The following is an 18,091-nucleotide window of genomic DNA, read 5'->3' on the forward strand; positions in this document are numbered from 1 at the left end:
CAGCCTAGGAAAGCTCGCGGCGACGCTCAAGCCATTTATTGCGCGCTCTTCTGCGATCAGCCGAGTTCCGCCGCCACCAGCGCGGCCGCGTCGGCCACCAGCGGATCGACGGGCGCCGCGTCCTCCACGAACCGCGTGGTCAGCACGGTGAGAACGATCGGGCCGCCGTCCGGCGGCCACGTGACGCCTGCGTCGTTGTTGCCGCCGTAGCGACCGCCGCCCGTCTTGTCGGCGAGGATCCAGTCGGCCGGCAGCCCCTTGCGGAACCGCGCACCGCTGGTCGTGTTGGCGAGCATCCACTCCGTGAGCCGCTCCCGGTCCCGGCGCGGGAGCGCGTCGCCGAGGAGGATGCGTCCATAGCTCCCGCCGATGGCGCGGGGCGTCGAGGTGTCGGTCCTGCGCCACGGCTCCGCCGAGTTCAGCTCGGGCTCCCAGCGGTCGAGCCGGGTCGTACGGTCGCCGATCGACCGGGCGAACCGGGTGACGGCGGTCGGACCCCCCAGCTCGCGGAGGAGCAGGTTGGCGGCGGTGTTGTCGCTGAAGCGCAGCGTGGCGTCGCACAGCTCGGCGACGGTCATCCCGTCGGCGAGGTTCTCCGGCAGCTCCGTCCTGGGGGACCAGCCGGACCGCTTGACGTACGCCGCCGTGTACCGGATGCGCCGCGCGAGGAAGGTGCCGTCGTGGTCGAGGTCGCGCAGCACGGCCGCGACGGCGAAGGTCTTGAAGACCGAGCACATCGGGAAGCGCTCGTCGGCGCGGTACGCCACGGAGCGCCCGGTCCGCACGTCGTGGGCGAACACACCGAGCCGTGCGGCGTGCCGCTCCTCCAGCTCCCTGAGCCGTGCGACGAGGTCCTCCCCGCCGGGAGTGGAGGCGTACGCCGTACCGCCGAGCGGTAACGCGACGGCGAGCGCGGCACCGGCACCGAGGCCGAGGACACTGCGACGGGACGGGCTGAAACCTGTTGTGGACAAGGTGAATCCCTTTCCGGAGTGATCGCTTCACAGGGAGACACGCACAGCCACCCCCGACCGGTTTCGACGAGCACGAACATGGCCGGAGGTCGGACGTCGCGCCAGGACGGAGACCGGCCCGAAGCCGGACGTCGCGCCAGGCCTTCGGACGTCGCGCCTGGACGGAGACCGGCCCGAAGCCGGACGTCGCGCCAGGCCGTCAGCCGTCCCGCCCCTGCCACGTCGTGACACAGGCCTCGTTGCCCTCGGCGTCGGCCAGGACCCAGAAGGCCGGGGCCCGATCCTCGGACACGAGACGGCCGCCCGCCGTGAGGGCGGCGTCGAGCCTCCGCACGGCCTCGTCGTGCGGCACGCAGAGGTCGAAGTGGACGCGGTTGCGCTGCGGGCGCGGAACGTCCAGCTGCTGGAACCACACCGCCGGGCCCTGCCCGAGGGGATCGACGAGCGGGGCACAGGGCCCGTCGAGGCCCGGCTCGCCCACGTACCCGAGGAGCGCCTTCCAGAACGGCCGGATCGCGGCGATGTCGAGCGCGTCGATCGCGATCTCCAGGAGCTGGAGCGACCGCGGTGCCCCTGTCGCGATCTCGGGCTCGGTGCGCAGCCCCAGCCCGCCGACGGCGGTGGACACCCGGTGCGCGAGTTCGACGTCCAGGACGGTGACGCCCGCGTGCTCGGCGGACTGCAGGGTCATGAGGACCCGCCCGGACCGGATGTCGAGGGCGAGATGACGTTCGGCGTCCTCACCGCACGCGGCGACCGCGAGCGCCGCCACGTCGGCCGCCTGAGCCATCGACCCGACCGGGACGGCCGTACGGAGGCCGCCCAGCAGATAGCGCCAACCCGCGTCGCCGACCGCGGCCGAGGCACGCGGGCCGTTCAGTGTCGTCTCCATGGTCGGACATTCTCGCAGCCACGGGTGCAGGGGTGACGCGCCCTCAGGGATCGGTGGTGCCGCACCGGCAGCGGGGCGAGGGCGGGGGTCAGCTCCCGTCGAACGTCCAGGCCTCGATGTCGCGGTACCGGATCGGCCCCGGGCCCCGGCCGAAGTTGCTGCCCACCAGGTGGAGCCGTTCGGCCCGCCAGGGGCGACCGGTGAAGCCCGCGAGACCGGCGGCCACGTCCACCACGCTCGACGGGTCGTCGCGGCGGGCGCGTGCCAGCGTCAGATGGGGGCGCAGCGGCCGGTCCTCGAAGGGGATGCCGCACTCCCTGACCACACCGCGCACGTCGGCGGCGAGCCGGTGCAGTCCGTCGACGTCCCCGTCGATCCCGCTCCACAGCACGCGCTCGTCGAAGGTGCCGCCGCCCCGCAGCGCCAGTTCCACCGGCCCGCGGGACGTCGCGAGGTCCGCGAGCGGCGGTCGGAGCAGCGGCACCGTCCCGACCGGAAGCTCGCCGAGGAACGCCAGGGTGACGTGCCAGTCCTCGATACGGTTCCACCGCATCTGCGGGTACGCGTCGTACGCGGGGCGGAGTTCCCGCTCCAGCTCGTCCTTCGCCTCGTCGGGCGGGGCGAGGGCGATGAAGACACGGACCGTCGACGTCCGCTCTTGCTCCCGATCCCGCTCGCCCTCGTCGGGCTCCGTTCCCTGCCCCCGCGCCTGAGTCATGTTCCGTTCCCTGCTCGCCCTGCTCGCCCCGCTTGTCACGCATCCGGCGAGGCCGGTGGCCGTTCCGATGCGAGGGTACGCGGTGCCCGAGCCGCAACCGAGGCCGGGGACGCGTGGGCACCCTCTCCCCGGGACCGACCTGGGTACCGGCCTCGGTTGCGGCTCGGGGCCGGACCGTCAGCGTGCGAACAGGGCGCCGACGAGGCGCACGACGAGCCGGCACCGGAATCGCGCCCCGCGCGCTCCCTCGCGGGGGTGGTTCCCGGGGGCCGGTGAGCCTAGTCCGGCACGGCCCGCGGGAACGGCGCCCGCTCCGGCACGAAGCTGTGCGCTGCTCCCCGTACACCACGAAGACGGAGGTTCGTACGCAGATGACCCACGTACAGCTGAGACCGGCGGTTCGGCGGCGCAGGCCCGGCGGAAGGGCCGGAGTGCCCCTCGCACTCGGCATGGCGCTCGTCCTCGCGCTGCCCGGCACCGCGCTCGCCGCGCCCGGCGACCTGGATCCGACGTTCGGCCCCGACGGCCGGGTGACGACCCCGATCACCGGGTACGCGGAAGGCCACGACATCGCGCGGCAGGCCGACGGGAGGCTGGTCGTGGTCGGTGTGAGCGAGGCCGGCTTCGCGCTCGCCCGCTACAACACCGACGGCGGCCTCGACACCGCCTTCGGCGGGGACGGCACGGTGACCAGCGACTTCGGCGGAGGCAGTCACACGGCCAACGCCGTCGCCGTCCAGCCGTCCGACGGAAAGATCGTCGTGGCGGGCACCACCGAGGTGATCGCGGAGGAGGGCGGCGGCTGCTGCTTCTTCTCCGTGGCCCGGTACAACACCGACGGCAGCCTCGACACGGGCTTCGGCGACGGCGGCCTGGTGCGCGTCGAGGAGTTCGGCGGGTCCGCGGACGGCGCGGACGTGGCCGTCCAGCCCGACGGCAGGATCGTCGCGGTGGGCAAGGGCGGCGGCGGAGGCTTCGCGCTCGTCCGCCTCGGCACCGACGGCAGCCTCGACCCCACCCTCGGCGGTGACGGAGCGGTCGTCGCGGGCTTCACCCCCACCTCGCCGCAGGACGGCGGCGGCATCGCGCGGGGCATGGCGCTCCAGCCGAACGGCGGGATCGTGTCCGTCGGCTACGTGGGCAACACCGCCTTCGACATCGGCGTGGCCCGCTACAACGCGGACGGAACCCTCGACGCCTCCTTCAGCGGCGACGGCATGGTGACCGCGGACTTCGGAGGCACCGAGTTCGGCAACGCCGTGGCCGTCCAGCCCGACGGCAGGATCGTCGCGGCAGGTTCCGGCGGCCTCGGCTTCGCCGCCCTCCGCTACAACGCCAACGGCACCCCCGACGTCGGCTTCGGCACGGGCGGCCGTACCTCGGTCAACGCCCCCGGCGACGGCGGCATCGCGTACGGTCTGGCCCTCCAGCAGAACGGCAAGATCGTGCTCGCCGGGCGGGCGGACGACCCGAACAGCTCCGAGGCCAACGACTTCGGCCTCACCCGCCTCAACGTCAACGGCACGGTGGACACCGGCTTCGGCGGCGACGGATTCGTCGTGACCGGGTTCAACGACTTCGACGAGGCGCGCGGGGTGCTCGTCCAGCCCGACGGCAAGATCGTCGCGGCCGGGTACGGAGCGGGCTTCGCCTTCGCCCTCGCGCGCTACCAGGGCGGTGACGGTACGACCCCGCCCCCGCCGAGCGCGGATCTGTCGGTGACGAAGACCGGGACGACCGCGGTGAGCATCGGCGACCGCGCCACCTACACGGTGCAGGTCACCAACGCCGCGACGTCCACGGCCACCGCGACCGGCGTCTCGCTCTCCGACACGCTCTCCGGAGCCGGCGCGACGCTCATCTCGGCCGTTCCCTCACAGGGCACCTGTACGACGACCACGACGGGGGCCACCTGTGCCCTCGGCAGCCTGGCCCCGGGCGCGAGCGCGACGGTCGCGGTGACGGCCGAACCCCGCGCCGTCGGCACCCTCACCGACGCGGCAGGCGTCAGCGGCTCACCGCAGGACCCGGTGGCCTCCAACAACACGGCCACCGCGACCACGTCGGTGAACAACGCGCGCGGGTGCACCGTCATCGGCACCAGTGCCGCGGAGACCATCAACGGCGGCTTCGGCAACGAGGTGATCTGCGGCCTCGGCGGCAACGACACCATCCGGGCGAGCTACGGCAACGACACGGTCCACGGCGGCTTCGGGAACGACAACATCGACGGCGGCTTCGGCGACGACACCCTGAACGGCGGTCCGGGCAACGACACCCTGACCGGCTACTACGGCAACGACCGCCTGACCACCACCGACGGAACCCCGGGCAACGACACCGCGAACGGCGGCAGCGGCACGGACACCTGCACCACCGACCCGGGCGACATCCGCATCAGTTGCCCCTGACGAGCCCCGGGAGGACCGGCGCGGGGTTCCCCGACACCCCGGACGCCCCCGGACGTGTCCCGGTCAGCCGAGGCCGGTGAGCACGTCGGACACGGCGCCGGGGCGTCCGGGCCTCAGGAGCTTCTCGAAGACGGTGAGGACCAGTTCGTCCGTCTCGTCCAGGAGAAGGTGATCGTCGCGGCTGACGTGCCCGTCCCGGGGGCGGAAGCCGTGCTTGACGAACGACGCGATGCGGGCGCCGTCCCGCATCGCGTCCGCACTCCGGCCGTCGGTGTGCAGGAACGTGTAGCTCCGGCCGTGGACGGTGGCCCGTCCGGTCTTCTCGCGGCGACGCCCGTCGGCTCCACCGTCGCTGACGAAGGCGTCCGGATCGTGCGGTCGGAGCGAGAGCGCGCTCGGCCCACGGGCCGGCAGCGACGGGCCGTCGGCCTCGAACGCCTGGTTCACGACCGCGTTCTGGCGCTTGGCGAACCACCCCGTGAAGTGCTGAACGGGCTCGATGGGGACGGACGCCCGTACGCTGCCGGCGGCGTCGATCACGTCGGCGCGGGTGCGGGCGTCGTCGACGGCGATGCGCCAGCCACTGCGGGTGGGCCGACGCCAGAGGGGCATGTCAGTCATGCTCACAGCCTCTCAGACGAGGTGCGCCCCCTCTCCGTCGCGGCCGCCGCGAGCCAGGTCCGGGCGATGACGCGGTGTCCGAGCGGGCTCGGATGGACCCCGTCCGGGGCGATGGCCGCCGCGCCGTACACCTCGGCGGCGCGCGCCAGCGCCAGGTCCGTGCGGACCACCGTCGCGTCGTGCGCGGCCGCCGCGCGCAGGACGGCGTCGATACGGGGCGTGAGGTCCTCGAACCATGTCTCCTGTTCGGGGCCGGCCGGGAGCAGGAACGGCGTCATGACGAACAGCCGGAGGCCGCCCTTCTCCCCGGTGAGGGTGAGGACGCGGTCGAGGGACGCCTCGAACTCCGGTACGGGGCTGAGGAGTCCGCGGTCGTAGCGGCGCCAGGTGTCGTTGATGCCGATCAGGACGGTGACGGCCGAGGGGGTGAGGGCGAGGACGTCGGTGGTCCAGCGGGCCTCCAGGTCGTACATCCGATGGCCGGCGACTCCCTTGTTGACGACGGTCGCGGGGGAGGGCAGGGCCTCGGCGATCATCCGCACGTAGCCGTCGCCGAGGGAGGCGGGGTCCTCGCGGTCGCGGCCGGTGTCCGTGACGGAGTCACCGATGAAGAGCAGCCGGTCGTCCCGGGTGAACCGCATCACGTCTCCTCTCAAGCCTGTCGGAAGGTCTGGCGCATGGTGCCGAGGCCGTCGATCCCGCACTCGACCACATCGCCGTGGCGCAGGTACGGCCGGGGCTCGGGCCGGCCGAGGGCCACACCGGCCGGGGTGCCGGTGTTGATGACGTCCCCGGGGTGGAGGACCATGAACCGGCTGAGGTAGCGGATGATGTCGGCGACGGGGAACACCATGTCCGCGGTGGAGCCGTGCTGACGCTCGACGCCGTTCACCGTCAGCCGGAGCGAGAGTTTCTGCGGGTCGGGGACCTCGTCCGGAGTGACGAGCCACGGGCCGAGCGGGTTGAACGTCTCGCAGCTCTTCCCCTTGTCCCACTGACCGCCGCGCTCCAGCTGGAACGCGCGTTCGGAGACATCGTGCGAGACCGCGTACCCGGCGACGTACGCGAGCGCGTCCTCGTCGCTCTCCAGGTATCGGGCGGTCCTGCCGATCACCACGGCCAGCTCGACCTCGTAGTCGGTCTTGACGCTGCCCCGCGGAATCAGCACCTCGTCGTAGGGCCCGGAGACCGTCCACGGGTCCTTCATGAAGACCACGGGCTCGGCGGGGGGTTCGGCGCCCGTCTCCTCCGCGTGGTCACGGTAGTTGAGGCCGATGCAGACGACCTTCCCGGGCCGTGCGACCGGCGCCCCGACGCGTACGCGGTCGACCGGGACATCCACGGCGGGCAGGGCTCCCGCCGTCACGGCCTCGGCGAGGCGGTCGAGCACGCCGTCGGCGAGCGAGCGGTGGTCGATGTCGTCGGCGATGCCGGAGGCATCGAGCAACCCGCCGGACCCGTCCAGGACCGCGAGGCGCTCCGCCCCTGCTTCCCCGACCCTCAGCACGCGCATGCCAGCCATCCCTCACCATAGACATCGGATGTATCGACTGGGGAATGCAAGCAATCGCCCGCAGTTTTGTCCAGCCCTTGAACGGGATGAGGCCTGTCCTCCGATGTATCGTGTGGGCCGCCGATACCGCCATGCCCCAGGAGGCCGAGCCGATGGCAGCTGCGACCACAACACCCCACGTCCTGCTGGTGATGGAGGAGGAGCGCAGGGCCGATGTCTACCCGGCGCACGTCATCGAGGACATCGGACGCCTGGCGCGCTGGCGCGCCCCCGCCCTCACCCGTGACGCCCTTCTCCAGGACCCCGGAGTACTGGAAGACGTCGACGTCCTGCTCACCGGCTGGGGAGCCCCGGTGCTCGACGAGGCGCTGCTCTCCCGTGCGCCGAGGCTGAACGCGGTGATGGTGGCGGCCGGTTCGGTACGCCATCTGACACCGCCGGAGTTCTGGGCCCGCGGCATCCCCATCGTGTCCGCGGCCGCGGCCAACGCCGTTCCCGTCGCAGAGTTCAGCCTCGCCCAGATCCTGCTCGGCCTGAAGCAGGTCCACCGCCTCGGCCGCGAGGTGACGGTCGTCCGCCGCTTCCCGCACGACCCGCGGGTGGCCGGAGGGTACGGGTCCCGCGTGGGCCTGCTCGGACTGGGCGAGATCGGCCGGCTCGTCGCCGACCGGCTACGGCACTTCGGCGTCGAGGTGCTCGCCTGCGACCCGGTGATCGACCCGGCCGCCGCCGGGGAGCTGGGCGTCCGACTGACGGGAATCGACGAGCTGTTCGCCTCCTGTGACGTCGTGAGTGTGCACGCCCCCCTCCTGCCCGAGACCGAAGGCCTCGTGGGCGGGCGGCTCGTGTCGCTGCTCCCCGAGGGCGCCACCCTGATCAACACGGCCCGCGGCGCCGTGCTGGACGAGCCGGAGGTGATCGGAGTGCTTCGCGACCGGCCCGACCTCACCGCCGTGCTCGATGTGACCTGGCCCGAACCGCCCGCCCCCGACTCGCCGCTCTTCACGCTGCCGAACGTCCTGCTCACCCCGCACCTCGCCGGCGCCATGGGTCGCGAACGCGCCCGTCTCGGTGAGCTCGTGCGCGACGAACTCGGTCGGCTGGTATGCGGCGAGCCCCTGCGTCACGCCGTCGCACCGGACCGGGCGTCGACCCGGGCATAGCCTGTCCTGTTTCGAGCGCCCCGAGCCCTTGCATCCGCTCAGACATCGGAGCTTTGATCGATGTCTGAGCGAGGGCCCCTCGGGAGCGCTCCCGGGCTCCAGGCGAAGCGCTTCACCTCCCGATCTCGCTCCCTCACTGCTCAAGCGGGTGATGAGGGTCCCTGTTAGGACGTGTCATCGCGAGCCCTCATTCGTTTCAACTCTTTTCAGTCATCGGACTATTGACCCTCGTTCGGCCGCGCGTTAGCGTCCCCGGCAAGCGCTTACAGGCCAGCTGCCGACGGCGGCGAACAGGAGTTGTCATGCAGAGAACGCGATGGATCGGTGCGGGTCTTCTCGCCTCGGCGTTGGCCCTGACGAGCTGTACGTCCGGCCCTGCCGGGACGGACGCCAAGCAGGACTCCACGGCGGAGCTGGAGCTGTGGACCAGGACCACACCCGGCGGCCCCGGCGAGAAGGCCACCCTGAGGCTGGTCGAGGGCTTCGAGAAGGCCACCGGACACAAGGTCAAGGTCACGGCGATCTTCGACGACTTCGAGACGAAGCTCCAACAGCGCGCCGCCCAGCGGCAGTTGCCCGACATCGTCATGAACGACGTCACCCAGCTCGGCGCGATGCACAGCCAGGGGCTCCTCAGGGAGATCGACCTCAGCATGATCAAAAGCAGCGAGGACCTCGTCGAGCAGGGCCTGGACTCCGGCAAGAGCGTCGACGGCAAGCAGTACGGCATCCCGTACTCCGCCCAGGCCGGCGCCCTCCTCATCCGCAAGGACTGGCGCGAGAAGCTGAAGCTGGAGGCCCCGCGGACCTGGGACGACCTCGCCGCGCTCGCCACCGCCTTCACCACCCGCGACCCCGACGGCAACGGCAAGCAGGACACCTACGGCCTCGCCGCCCCGCTGTCGACCAAGCGCGGCTACGCCTCCTGGTACTTCTCCAACTTCCTCTGGGCCGCCGGCGGGGACTTCATCACCGAGACGGGCCAGGGGAAGTACAAGCCGTCGATGACGAGCAGGGAGTCGACCGAGGCCATGCGCTGGTTCCGCGCCCTCGGCTGCGACAAGAAGGTCGTCCAGCCCGGCGCCGTCACCATGGACACCCCGCCGACCAACGAGACGTTCGAGGCGGGCCGGACCGGCATGTACGTCGTCGGCCCCTACCTCATGCCCCGCTTCGACACGTCCCTCGGCAAGGACAAATACGAGGTCGTCCCCATGCCCAAGGGGCCCAAGGACGCCACCGTGCTCGCCGAGGGCGGCTCCGTCTATCTGATGGCCGGTTCGGAGAACCGCGCCGGACAGGACGCCTTCGCCGGGTACGCCATCTCCGCCGAGGGCCAGAAACTCGGCATGGAGGGCGCCGACGGCTCCACCGTCCAGCTCCCCGTGAACAAGAAGGTCGACGTCACCGAGGTACGCCCCGACCCCCGCTGGAAGACGTACGCCGACGTCTACCGCTCCTCCGGGCGCTACGCCCCCTCCATCCCCAACTGGACCCCCGTACGGCAGACCACCGCCGAGACCGTCAACGCGCTGATGGCCGACTGCTCCCTCGACCTGGACGAGAAGCTGCGTGACCTCGACACGAAGCTCGCCGGGATCCTCCAGGAGCAGGGAATCGCCGGATGACCAGCCTCGACCAGGTGAAGACGGCCGCCGGACCGGCGGCCGGCTCCACCCCGCCCACCGGGCGAGGGCCGGCGCCGACCGCGCCCGGAGGAAGCGGCCCGCCCGTCTCCCGCCGCGTGAGGAACCGCCGCGGCGGCCGATGGTGGACGCCGTGGCTCTTCCTCGCCCCGGCCCTGATCCTCTTCCTCTACTTCAAGTTCATCCCCATGGCCAGCGCGCTGACCATGTCCTTCCAGGAAGTCCAGCCCTACCTCGGCAACCGGTGGGTCGGGGGCGAGAACTACGCCACCGTGCTCACCTCGGACGGCTTCCGCGAGGCCGCCTGGCACACCGTCGTCCTCGCCGTCGGCCAGACCGCCGGATCGATGCTGCTCGGCCTCACCCTCGCCCTCCTCATGGAGGGACAGGGCCGCAGGCTCGGCTTCGTCCGCTCGGCGGCCTTCCTCCCCGTCGTCGTACCGATCGCGGTCGTCGCCGAACTCTGGCGGATCATGTACCACCCCACCGAGGACGGCATGCTCAACTCCCTCCTCGGCCTGGTGGGGTTCGGCCCGTCGGGATTCATCAACGACCCCGACACCTCGATGGCCTCCATCATGCTCACCGGCATCTGGCGGGGCGCCCCCTACGACATGATGATCTTCCTCGCCGGTCTCGCCGGGGTGGACCGCGGACTGTACGAGGCCGCCAAGGTCGACGGCGCGTCCAGGTTCCAACGCATCCGCCACGTGACGCTCCCCGGTCTGCGCGCCGTCCTCACCATCCTCTTCATCCTCGCCGCCATCCGCGGCCTGCGCGTCTTCACCGAGGTCTTCCTGCTCACCAACGGCGGCCCCGACGGCTCGACCGAGGTCGTCATGACCGTGATCTACAAGCTGGGCCTCGAACAGAACCGGCTCGGCGTCGGCGCGGCCGGAGCTGTCCTGCTGTTCCTGGCGACGCTGCTCCTCACGGTCGGCGTCCACCTGTTCCGACGGAGGGGTAACGAATGAGCGCGCCGACCGAGACCGCCCTCGGGCTCACAGAGAGCCGCAGCGCCGCCGGCCGCGCCCTGAAGCTCCTCACGTACCTCCTCGTCCTCGTGGTGTTCGCGGGACCGCTGCTCGCCCTGCTCGTCAGCGCGTTCAACCACGTCAAGGACCCCACCCAGCTCAGCGTCGTCCCCACCGACCCCACCGTCGACAACTTCACCGTCGCCTTCGACCAGGGCGTCCTCACGTACCTCCTCAACTCGTTCTTCGTCGTCGGCTTCGGACTGCTGCTCCAGGTCGCCGTCTCCGTCCTCGCGGGCTACGCCCTCGCCAGGAAGAGGTTCCGGGGCATGACCCTCGTCTTCGTCGCGATCCTGGCGACGCTGATGCTGCCCGAGGAGATCCTGGCCATCCCGCTCTCCGTGATCCTCGCCGACCTGCCGGTCGTCCACCTCAACCTGATCGGCTCCCTCGCCGGCATGATCGTGCCCGTCGGCGCCTGGGCCTTCTCCATCCTCGTCATGACCGAGTTCATGAAGGAGGTACCGAAGGAACTGGAGGAGGCGGCGCGCATCGACGGCGCCGGAGACCTGCGGATCTTCGCGCAGATCATCCTCCCCATGTGCAAGCCCGCGCTCGGCGTCATCGGAGTCTTCGGCTTCACGATGATCTGGGACCAGTACCTGCTGCCCCTGCTCGTGGCCACCGACTCCTCCTCGTACACCCTGCCGCTCGCCCTGCGCACCCTGCGGGTCGACCCCCTCGTCACCCCGGGCGTGGTGATGGCCGCGTCGCTGCTCGCCCTGCTGCCGTCCGTCATCGTCTTCCTCTTCTTCCAGCGCTCCTTCGTCCACGGCCTGTCCAGCGGCGCCCTCAAGGGCTGACCCGAACGGCCGACCCCTCCGAAAGGACCACCACCCGTGATCCCGTCCGGCCTGATGTCCTTCCCGCTCACGCCGTTCACCCCCGCCGACGAGGTGAACACGAGCGTGTTCGCCGACCACATCGAGGACCAGCTCGCCCACGGCCCCGCCGCCCTCTTCGTCGCCTGCGGCACGGGGGAGTACTCCTCGCTCAGCGCACCCGAGTACGCCGCGGTCGTCCGGCACGCCGTCCGTGTCGTCGCCGGCCGCGTGCCCGTCTTCGCCGGTGCCGGGGGAGGCCTCGGCAACGCCCTGGCAGCCGTCGCCGCCGCCACGGACGCGGGCGCCGACGGGATCCTGCTGCTGCCCCCGTACCTCGTCGGCGGCACCGAGGACGGCTACCTCGCCTACGTGGAGTCCGTCGCCCGCGCCGGACGCCTCCCCGTCCTCGTCTACCGGCGTGGACTCGCCAGGATCGGCGTGTCCACCGCCCTCCGGCTCCTCTCCGTGCCCCAGGTCGCCGGGATCAAGGAGGGCAACGGCGACCTGGACTCGATGGCCCGCATGGTCACCGCCGTACGCAGCAGCGGCCACCCCCGCGCCGAGACCTTCGCCTTCCTCAACGGACTGCCCACCGCCGAGGTCAGCGCGACCGCCTGCCGGGCCATCGGCATCCGCGACTACTCCTCCGCCGTCCTGTGCTTCGCCCCCGACATCGCCCGCGCCTTCCACACGGCCCTGACGACCGGCGACACCGCCACCACCGACCGGCTCCTCGCCGACTTCTACCTGCCGCTGACCGCCCTGCGCGACCAGGTCCCCGGCTACGCCGTCTCCCTCGTCAAGGCCGGAGCCCGCCTCCGCTCGCTCGACGTCGGCCACGTCCGGGCACCCCTGGTCGACGCGGCACCGGACCACGTCGACCAGCTGAAGGACCTCCTGACCCGGGGCAGGCGCGCACTGGCCGACGTGACGGCGGGCGGTGCCGGGACCACCATCGCGGAGGGCGCCGGTGCCGGACTCGCTCCGGGACGAGGCGCCCCCGCCGCCCCCACCGCGGCGGTCGCCTCGTGAAGGTCACCTCCGTCGTCGTCACCCCCGTCGCCTTCGCCGACCCGCCGCTCCTCAACGCCGTCGGTGTCCACGAGCCGTACGCCCTGCGCGCGGTGGTCGAGGTCAGGACCGACACCGGCGCGTACGGCCTGGGCGAGAGCTACGGCGACGCCGCCCACCTCGACCTGCTCCGGGCCGTCGCCGACGACCTGCCCGGCCTCGACCCCTTCGACCTCAACGAACTGTCCCGGAGAACCGACGCGATCGTCGGCGGCCGTGTGGCGCGTGACGCCCACGGCCTCATCGGCGAGGGCGGTGCGGCCAAGACGGTCGCGAGCGTCACCTCGCCGTTCGAGGTGGCCTGCCACGACCTCCAGGGCAAACACCTCGGCAGGCCCGTGTCCGACCTCCTCGGCGGCGCCACCCGCGACCGGATCGACTTCTGCGGCTATCTGTTCGCCAAATGGGCCGCGCACCCCGGCCACGAGCCGGACGAATGGGGACCGGCCCTCGACCCCGCCGGACTCGTGGCGCAGGCCCGGCTCCTGGCGGACCGCTTCGGCTTCCGCTCGTTCAAGCTGAAGGGCGGCGTACTCCCGCCGGACGACGAGATCGCCGCGATCCGTGCCCTGCGCGAGGCGTTCCCCGACCATCCGCTCCGCCTCGACCCCAACGCGAGCTGGGACCCGGAGACCGCCGCCCGGGTGGCCGACGGGTTGACCGGCGTACTGGAGTACCTGGAGGACCCGGTCGCCGGCATCCCCGCCATGGCGGACCTCGCCCGGACCGCCCCGATGCCCCTCGCCACCAACATGTGCGTGGTCACCTGGGAACACCTGACCGAGGCGATTCCCGCCCGGGCCGTCGGTGTGCTGCTCGGCGACCACCACTTCTGGGGCGGCCTCAAGGCCGGCCAGCAGCTGGCGACCGCCTGCCACCACTTCGGCATCGGGATGTCCATGCACTCCAACTCCCACCTCGGGATCAGCCTCGCCGCGATGGTCCACCTCGCCGCCGCCACCCCCGCCCTCACCCACGACCTGGACACCCACTGGCCCTGGAAGCGGCCCGAGGACGACGTCGTCACCACACCGTGGACCTTCGTCGACGGCGCGATCACCGTCCCCCGCACGCCCGGACTCGGCGTCGAACTCGACCGCGACGCACTGGACCGCCTGCACCGGCAGTACCTGGCGTGCGGCCTGACCCGCCGCGACGACAGCGGCTACCTGGCCCGCGTCGCCCCCGGCGTACGGCTCCGCGAAGACGTCCACGAACCGGCCTGACGGCGCCGCCGGACCGTCAGCCCCTCCCGACCGCACAGGAACGATGCCCCATGACCTCCACCCGCGCCGACGCCGGCCTCCCGTCGACCCCTTCGCCCGACACGACCTGGTTCACCCACGACCGCTTCGGCATGTTCGTCCACTGGGGCCTCTACTCCCTCGCCGCGCGCCACGAATGGGTGAAGACCCGGGAGAGGATGACGGACGAGCAGTACCAGGTGTACTTCGACCACTTCGACCCCGACCGCTACGACCCGGTCCGGTGGGCGCGGACGGCGAAGGCCGCCGGCATGCGGTACGTCGTCCTGACCACCAAGCACCACGACGGCTTCTGCCTCTGGGACAGCGCACTCACCGACTACAAGGTGACGAAGACACCCCACGGCCGCGACCTGGTCGGACCGTTCGTCGAAGCCTGCCGCGCCGAAGGCCTCAAGGTCGGCTTCTACCACTCCCTGATCGACTGGCACCACCCGTCGTTCCCCGTCGACGGAACGCACCCGCAGCGCGACGACGAGGAGTTCAAGGCCGCGGCGGCCGACCGCGACATCCGGGAGTACCAGGAGTATCTGCACGGCCAGGTCCGCGAACTGCTCACGGAGTACGGCCGCGTCGACTACCTCTTCTTCGACTTCTCCTACGCGGGCCGCGAATGGTGGGGCGGGAAGGGCCCCGACGACTGGGACTCCCCACGGCTCATGAGGATGGTCCGCGAACTCCAGCCGCACATCCTGGTCAACGACCGGGCGGGCCTCCCCGGGGACTTCGTCACACCCGAGCAGTACCAGCCCTCCGCCCCGATGACCCTCGACGGCCGGCCGGTCCTGTGGGAGGCGTGCCAGACCCTCAACGGAAGCTGGGGCTACGACCGCGACAACCTCGACCACAAGAGCCCCGACCTGCTCATCCGGATGCTCGTCGACGGCGTCTCCAAGGGCGGCAACCTGCTGCTGAACGTCGGCCCCACCGGCCGGGGCGACCTCGACCCGCGCGACACCGCCGCCCTCGCCGAGATCGGCCGCTGGACCGACCTGCACGAACGGTCCGTACGCGGCTGCGGTCCCTCCCCGCACACCCCGCCCGCCGACTGCCGCTACACCCAGCGCGGCGACCGGCTCTACGTCCACCTCTTCTCCTGGCCGCTGCGCCATCTGCACCTGCCCGGGCTCGCGGGCCGGGTGCGGTACGCCCAGCTCCTCAACGACGCCTCGGAGATCGTCCAGGAGCCGCTCGACCCCGACCGCCCGGCGATGAACACCCAGATGGGCGGCCAGCCGGCCGGCACCCTCACGCTCCGGCTCCCGGTGCAGCGGCCCGACACACCCGTGCCCGTCATCGAGCTGCACCTGACGGACCCGCCCGGGCCCGACGCCTCGAACTGACGGGCCGCACGCGTACCACTCATCCGACTCGTCCGACCGATCACGGAGGCACCATGCAACGACGCACGTTCCTCACCGGCACCGCGGCAGGAGCGGCGGCCGCCGCCCTGCCCCTCTCCGCCCCGGCGTACGCGCAGGCCACCCGCCGCAAGCCCGCGCGCCCCCTGGGTCCCACCGTCGACGTCGGCTCCCTGGACGACCTCCAGGACGCGATCGACGCGGCCGGACCGGGCACCCGCATCGTCGTCGCGAACGGCACCTACACCGTCCCCGCCGCCAAGCCCCTCACCATCACCGGCAAGAACGGCTCCCGCACCGCACCGATCACCATCGTCTCCGCGTCACGGGGCGGTGCCGTGCTCCGCGGCGAGCGGAGCTTCGTCTTCGACGCGTCCAGCAACGTGACCGTGAGCGGCTTCTCCTTCCGCCAGAGCACCACCCTGGAGATCCCGCCCACCTGCACGTACATCCGGCTCACCCGCAACGACTTCCAGCTCGCGGACATCGAGGGCCTGCACTGGGTCATGGTGCGCGGCGACGAGGCCGTCATCGACCGCAACCACTTCCACGGCAAGACCACGCTCGGCATCTTCCTCGGCATCGAGGGCGCGGGCAGCGAGGCCATGGCGCAGGGCGTGCACATCCACCGCAACCACTTCTCCGACCACACCTTCGCGGGATCCAACGGCGGCGAACCCATCCGCCTCGGCGTCAGCCCCCGTGCCCTCTCCAGCGCGCACGCGCTCGTCGAGTACAACCTGTTCGAGCGGGCCAACGGCGACCCCGAGGCCATCTCCGTGAAGAGCTCCGACAACACCATCCGCTACAACACCATCCGCGACAGCCTCGGCGGCATCGTCCTGCGCCACGGCAACGGCACCCTCGTCGACAGCAACTACCTCATCGGCGGCGAGGAGGGCGTGCGGATCTACGGCAACGACCACATCATCGTCAACAACTACCTGGCCGGCCTCACCGGGCGGGCGATGGTCATCGGCAGCGGAACCGCACGCGACCACGTCCCCGGCGAATCCGCCGAGGCGCGCCGGGGCAACGACGCACCCGACCGCGTCCTCATCGCCCACAACACCCTCCTCGACAACGCGGGCGGCGCGCTCTCGGGCGAGAGTCACCGCCCCCACGAGCCCCGCGACATCACCGTCGCCGACAACCTGCTGGTCGGCCAGACCGGCAGCCTCGTCGAGATGGCGACCACGGTCCGCTTCACCTGGCAGAGCAACATCCTGTTCGGGGCGGCGGCCGACGGGAACATCCCCGCCGGCGGATTCCTGCGGGCCGACCCCCGCCTGGTGAAGGGCTCCGACGGGGTGTACCGCCTGTCGAGCACGAGCCGGGCGATCGGCGCGGCGACACTGTCCCCGGCACCCGTCACCCATGACGTCGACGGCGACGCGCGGGGCGGCGTGCGCGACGTCGGAGCCGACGAGTACGCGACGGCGACGCCGATCCGCCGGCCGCTCACCCCCGCGGACGTGGGCCCCAACGCCCGCTGACGGGGACAGGGGGAAAGGGCAGCCGGCCCGTCGTACGTCCGCTCCGGGCCGGCTGCCGACTCCCGGAGCGCGCCTCGCGCACTCCCGTCGCCCGGCCTTCCCGCCGGCGTCCCCGACGCGGCCGGCCGGCCCCTCGCCACCCTGCAGTAAGGTGACGCCCGACAGACACATCCGATGTATTTGGCCTTGCATAGGAGGACGCCTTGGCAGTTACGGACGAGGCGATCGGCAAGATCAAGGAGATGATCGTCTCCGGCGCGCTGCGCCCGGGGGACCGGCTGCCCAAGGAGGCCGACCTCGCCGCCGAACTGGGCCTCTCGCGCAATTCCCTGCGCGAGGCGGTGAAGGCCCTGTCCCTGCTGAACATCCTCGACGTACGGCAGGGCGACGGGACGTACGTCTCCAGCCTCGAACCGCCGCTGTTGCTCGAAGCGGTGTCGTTCGTCCTGGACTTCCACCAGGACGACCAGGCGCTCCAGGCCCTGAAGGTACGGGGCATCCTGGAGCCGGCGGCGACCGCGCTGGCGGCGGAGCGCATCCCCGAGGACGAGATCAGGGAGCTAGGGGAGCTCCTCGACCGGCTCGGTGACGCCCCGAGCCTGGACGAACTGGTGGCCAGCGACCTGGAGTTCCACCGGCGCATCGCGGCCGCCTCCGGTATTCCGCTGCTGTGCTCGCTCCTCGACAGCATCTCCGGGGCCACCGTACGGGCGCGGCTGTGGCGCGGCATCACCGAGGAGACCGCCGTGGCCCGGACCCTGTCGGAGCACCGGGCGATCCTGGACGCGCTCGCCGCGCGCGACGCGCGCACGGCCGAGGCCTGGGCGACGATCCACATCTCCAACGTCGTCCGGTGGCTCGACAGCGTGCTCTGACCTGCGGTCCCGGCTTCTTCCTCCGGCTCCACCGCCGTCGACGCGCGACGGAAGCGCGAGAGACGCAGGACGGACCCAGGAGGGGCGCGCGACGGACCCGCGACGAGGGCGGGCGCAGGGCGGACGCACGACTGACACAACGCCGAGGGGGGGGGGGGGGGGGGGGGGGGGGGGGGGGGGGGGGTGGGTGGGGGGGGGGGGGGGGTGGGTGCTGTTGTAGGCGGGCC

The 18,091-nt window shown here is 71.8% G+C and carries 16 protein-coding genes; 10 read left to right on the top strand and 6 right to left on the bottom strand.

Annotation, left to right across the window (positions count from 1 at the left end; translation table 11 throughout):
• Nucleotides 1-56: 56 nt before the first annotated feature.
• From bla to thpR, 3 genes are all read right to left on the bottom strand, one after another.
• Nucleotides 57-974, bottom strand: coding sequence for a class A beta-lactamase (gene bla / locus ACZ4XX_RS14280; protein WP_468508229.1), 918 nt, complete (start codon nucleotides 972-974; stop codon nucleotides 57-59).
• A gap of 199 nt (nucleotides 975-1,173) precedes the next feature.
• Entirely contained in the window at nucleotides 1,174-1,866 is a 693-nt protein-coding gene (locus tag ACZ4XX_RS14285) for a VOC family protein (protein WP_468508230.1), read from the bottom strand.
• Nucleotides 1,867-1,954: 88 nt separating this feature from the next.
• Nucleotides 1,955-2,584, bottom strand: coding sequence for an RNA 2',3'-cyclic phosphodiesterase (thpR, locus tag ACZ4XX_RS14290; RefSeq protein WP_468508231.1), 630 nt, complete (start codon nucleotides 2,582-2,584; stop codon nucleotides 1,955-1,957).
• Between the two features lie 431 nt (nucleotides 2,585-3,015).
• Here thpR and ACZ4XX_RS14295 point away from each other — a divergent pair, with 431 nt between their 5' ends.
• Entirely contained in the window at nucleotides 3,016-4,995 is a 1,980-nt protein-coding gene (locus ACZ4XX_RS14295; RefSeq protein ID WP_468508232.1) for a calcium-binding protein, read from the top strand.
• A gap of 63 nt (nucleotides 4,996-5,058) precedes the next feature.
• Here the strand turns inward: ACZ4XX_RS14295 and ACZ4XX_RS14300 are convergent, their stop codons facing one another.
• From ACZ4XX_RS14300 to ACZ4XX_RS14310, 3 genes are read right to left on the bottom strand one after another with little or no spacing between them, the layout of a single operon-like run.
• Nucleotides 5,059-5,616: a hypothetical protein gene (locus ACZ4XX_RS14300; RefSeq protein WP_468508233.1), complete on the bottom strand. Its 558-nt coding sequence runs from the start codon at nucleotides 5,614-5,616 to the stop codon at nucleotides 5,059-5,061.
• Between the two features lie 2 nt (nucleotides 5,617-5,618).
• A complete protein-coding gene (locus ACZ4XX_RS14305) occupies nucleotides 5,619-6,257 on the bottom strand; it encodes a GDSL-type esterase/lipase family protein (RefSeq protein WP_468508234.1) in 639 nt (212 codons plus the stop codon).
• A gap of 11 nt (nucleotides 6,258-6,268) precedes the next feature.
• Nucleotides 6,269-7,129 carry a fumarylacetoacetate hydrolase family protein gene (locus tag ACZ4XX_RS14310; protein WP_468508235.1) on the bottom strand — a complete coding sequence of 287 codons (861 nt, stop codon included), beginning with the start codon at nucleotides 7,127-7,129 and terminating at the stop codon, nucleotides 6,269-6,271.
• Between the two features lie 152 nt (nucleotides 7,130-7,281).
• On the opposite strand from ACZ4XX_RS14310, the gene ACZ4XX_RS14315 reads away from it, so the two are divergent.
• The 9 genes from ACZ4XX_RS14315 (at nucleotide 7,282) to ACZ4XX_RS14355 (ending at nucleotide 17,864) form a co-directional block, all read left to right on the top strand.
• Nucleotides 7,282-8,292, top strand: a complete 1,011-nt coding sequence (locus ACZ4XX_RS14315) for a hydroxyacid dehydrogenase (RefSeq protein ID WP_468508236.1) — start codon at nucleotides 7,282-7,284, stop codon at nucleotides 8,290-8,292.
• A 302-nt stretch (nucleotides 8,293-8,594) separates the two neighbouring features.
• Nucleotides 8,595-9,920, top strand: coding sequence for an ABC transporter substrate-binding protein (locus ACZ4XX_RS14320; RefSeq protein ID WP_468508237.1), 1,326 nt, complete (start codon nucleotides 8,595-8,597; stop codon nucleotides 9,918-9,920).
• Nucleotides 9,917-10,912, top strand: coding sequence for a carbohydrate ABC transporter permease (locus ACZ4XX_RS14325; protein WP_468508238.1), 996 nt, complete (start codon nucleotides 9,917-9,919; stop codon nucleotides 10,910-10,912). The genes ACZ4XX_RS14320 and ACZ4XX_RS14325 overlap by 4 nt, the downstream gene beginning before the upstream one ends.
• On the top strand, nucleotides 10,909-11,775 hold the full coding sequence (locus ACZ4XX_RS14330; protein WP_468508239.1) for a carbohydrate ABC transporter permease: 867 nt from the start codon (nucleotides 10,909-10,911) through the stop codon (nucleotides 11,773-11,775). The genes ACZ4XX_RS14325 and ACZ4XX_RS14330 overlap by 4 nt, the downstream gene beginning before the upstream one ends.
• Nucleotides 11,776-11,811: 36 nt before the next feature.
• Entirely contained in the window at nucleotides 11,812-12,828 is a 1,017-nt protein-coding gene (locus ACZ4XX_RS14335) for a 5-dehydro-4-deoxyglucarate dehydratase (protein ID WP_468508240.1), read from the top strand.
• On the top strand, nucleotides 12,825-14,093 hold the full coding sequence (locus ACZ4XX_RS14340) for an enolase C-terminal domain-like protein (protein ID WP_468508241.1): 1,269 nt from the start codon (nucleotides 12,825-12,827) through the stop codon (nucleotides 14,091-14,093). Before ACZ4XX_RS14335 ends, ACZ4XX_RS14340 begins: the two co-directional genes overlap by 4 nt.
• Before the next feature lie 50 nt (nucleotides 14,094-14,143).
• Entirely contained in the window at nucleotides 14,144-15,475 is a 1,332-nt protein-coding gene (locus tag ACZ4XX_RS14345) for an alpha-L-fucosidase (RefSeq protein WP_468508242.1), read from the top strand.
• Nucleotides 15,476-15,528: 53 nt separating this feature from the next.
• Nucleotides 15,529-16,989 carry a polysaccharide lyase 6 family protein gene (locus ACZ4XX_RS14350; protein WP_468508243.1) on the top strand — a complete coding sequence of 487 codons (1,461 nt, stop codon included), beginning with the start codon at nucleotides 15,529-15,531 and terminating at the stop codon, nucleotides 16,987-16,989.
• A 203-nt stretch (nucleotides 16,990-17,192) separates the two neighbouring features.
• Entirely contained in the window at nucleotides 17,193-17,864 is a 672-nt protein-coding gene (locus ACZ4XX_RS14355; RefSeq protein WP_406054547.1) for a FadR/GntR family transcriptional regulator, read from the top strand.
• Nucleotides 17,865-18,091: the final 227 nt, after the last annotated feature.

The sequence above is a fragment of the Streptomyces sp. NPDC029956 genome, from assembly GCF_055574655.1.

Bases quoted from the DNA above. Each gene is read 5' to 3' on its own strand.
- thpR (WP_468508231.1), bottom strand. From the start codon at position 2,584: ATGACTCAGGCGCGGGGGCAGGGAACGGAGCCCGACGAGGGCGAGCGG.
- ACZ4XX_RS14350 (WP_468508243.1), top strand. From the start codon at position 15,529: ATGCAACGACGCACGTTCCTCACCGGCACCGCGGCAGGAGCGGCGGCC.
- ACZ4XX_RS14330 (WP_468508239.1), top strand. From the start codon at position 10,909: ATGAGCGCGCCGACCGAGACCGCCCTCGGGCTCACAGAGAGCCGCAGC.
- ACZ4XX_RS14285 (WP_468508230.1), bottom strand. From the start codon at position 1,866: ATGGAGACGACACTGAACGGCCCGCGTGCCTCGGCCGCGGTCGGCGAC.
- ACZ4XX_RS14325 (WP_468508238.1), top strand. From the start codon at position 9,917: ATGACCAGCCTCGACCAGGTGAAGACGGCCGCCGGACCGGCGGCCGGC.
- ACZ4XX_RS14315 (WP_468508236.1), top strand. From the start codon at position 7,282: ATGGCAGCTGCGACCACAACACCCCACGTCCTGCTGGTGATGGAGGAG.
- ACZ4XX_RS14345 (WP_468508242.1), top strand. From the start codon at position 14,144: ATGACCTCCACCCGCGCCGACGCCGGCCTCCCGTCGACCCCTTCGCCC.
- ACZ4XX_RS14320 (WP_468508237.1), top strand. From the start codon at position 8,595: ATGCAGAGAACGCGATGGATCGGTGCGGGTCTTCTCGCCTCGGCGTTG.
- ACZ4XX_RS14310 (WP_468508235.1), bottom strand. From the start codon at position 7,129: ATGCGCGTGCTGAGGGTCGGGGAAGCAGGGGCGGAGCGCCTCGCGGTC.
- ACZ4XX_RS14300 (WP_468508233.1), bottom strand. From the start codon at position 5,616: ATGACTGACATGCCCCTCTGGCGTCGGCCCACCCGCAGTGGCTGGCGC.
- ACZ4XX_RS14305 (WP_468508234.1), bottom strand. From the start codon at position 6,257: ATGCGGTTCACCCGGGACGACCGGCTGCTCTTCATCGGTGACTCCGTC.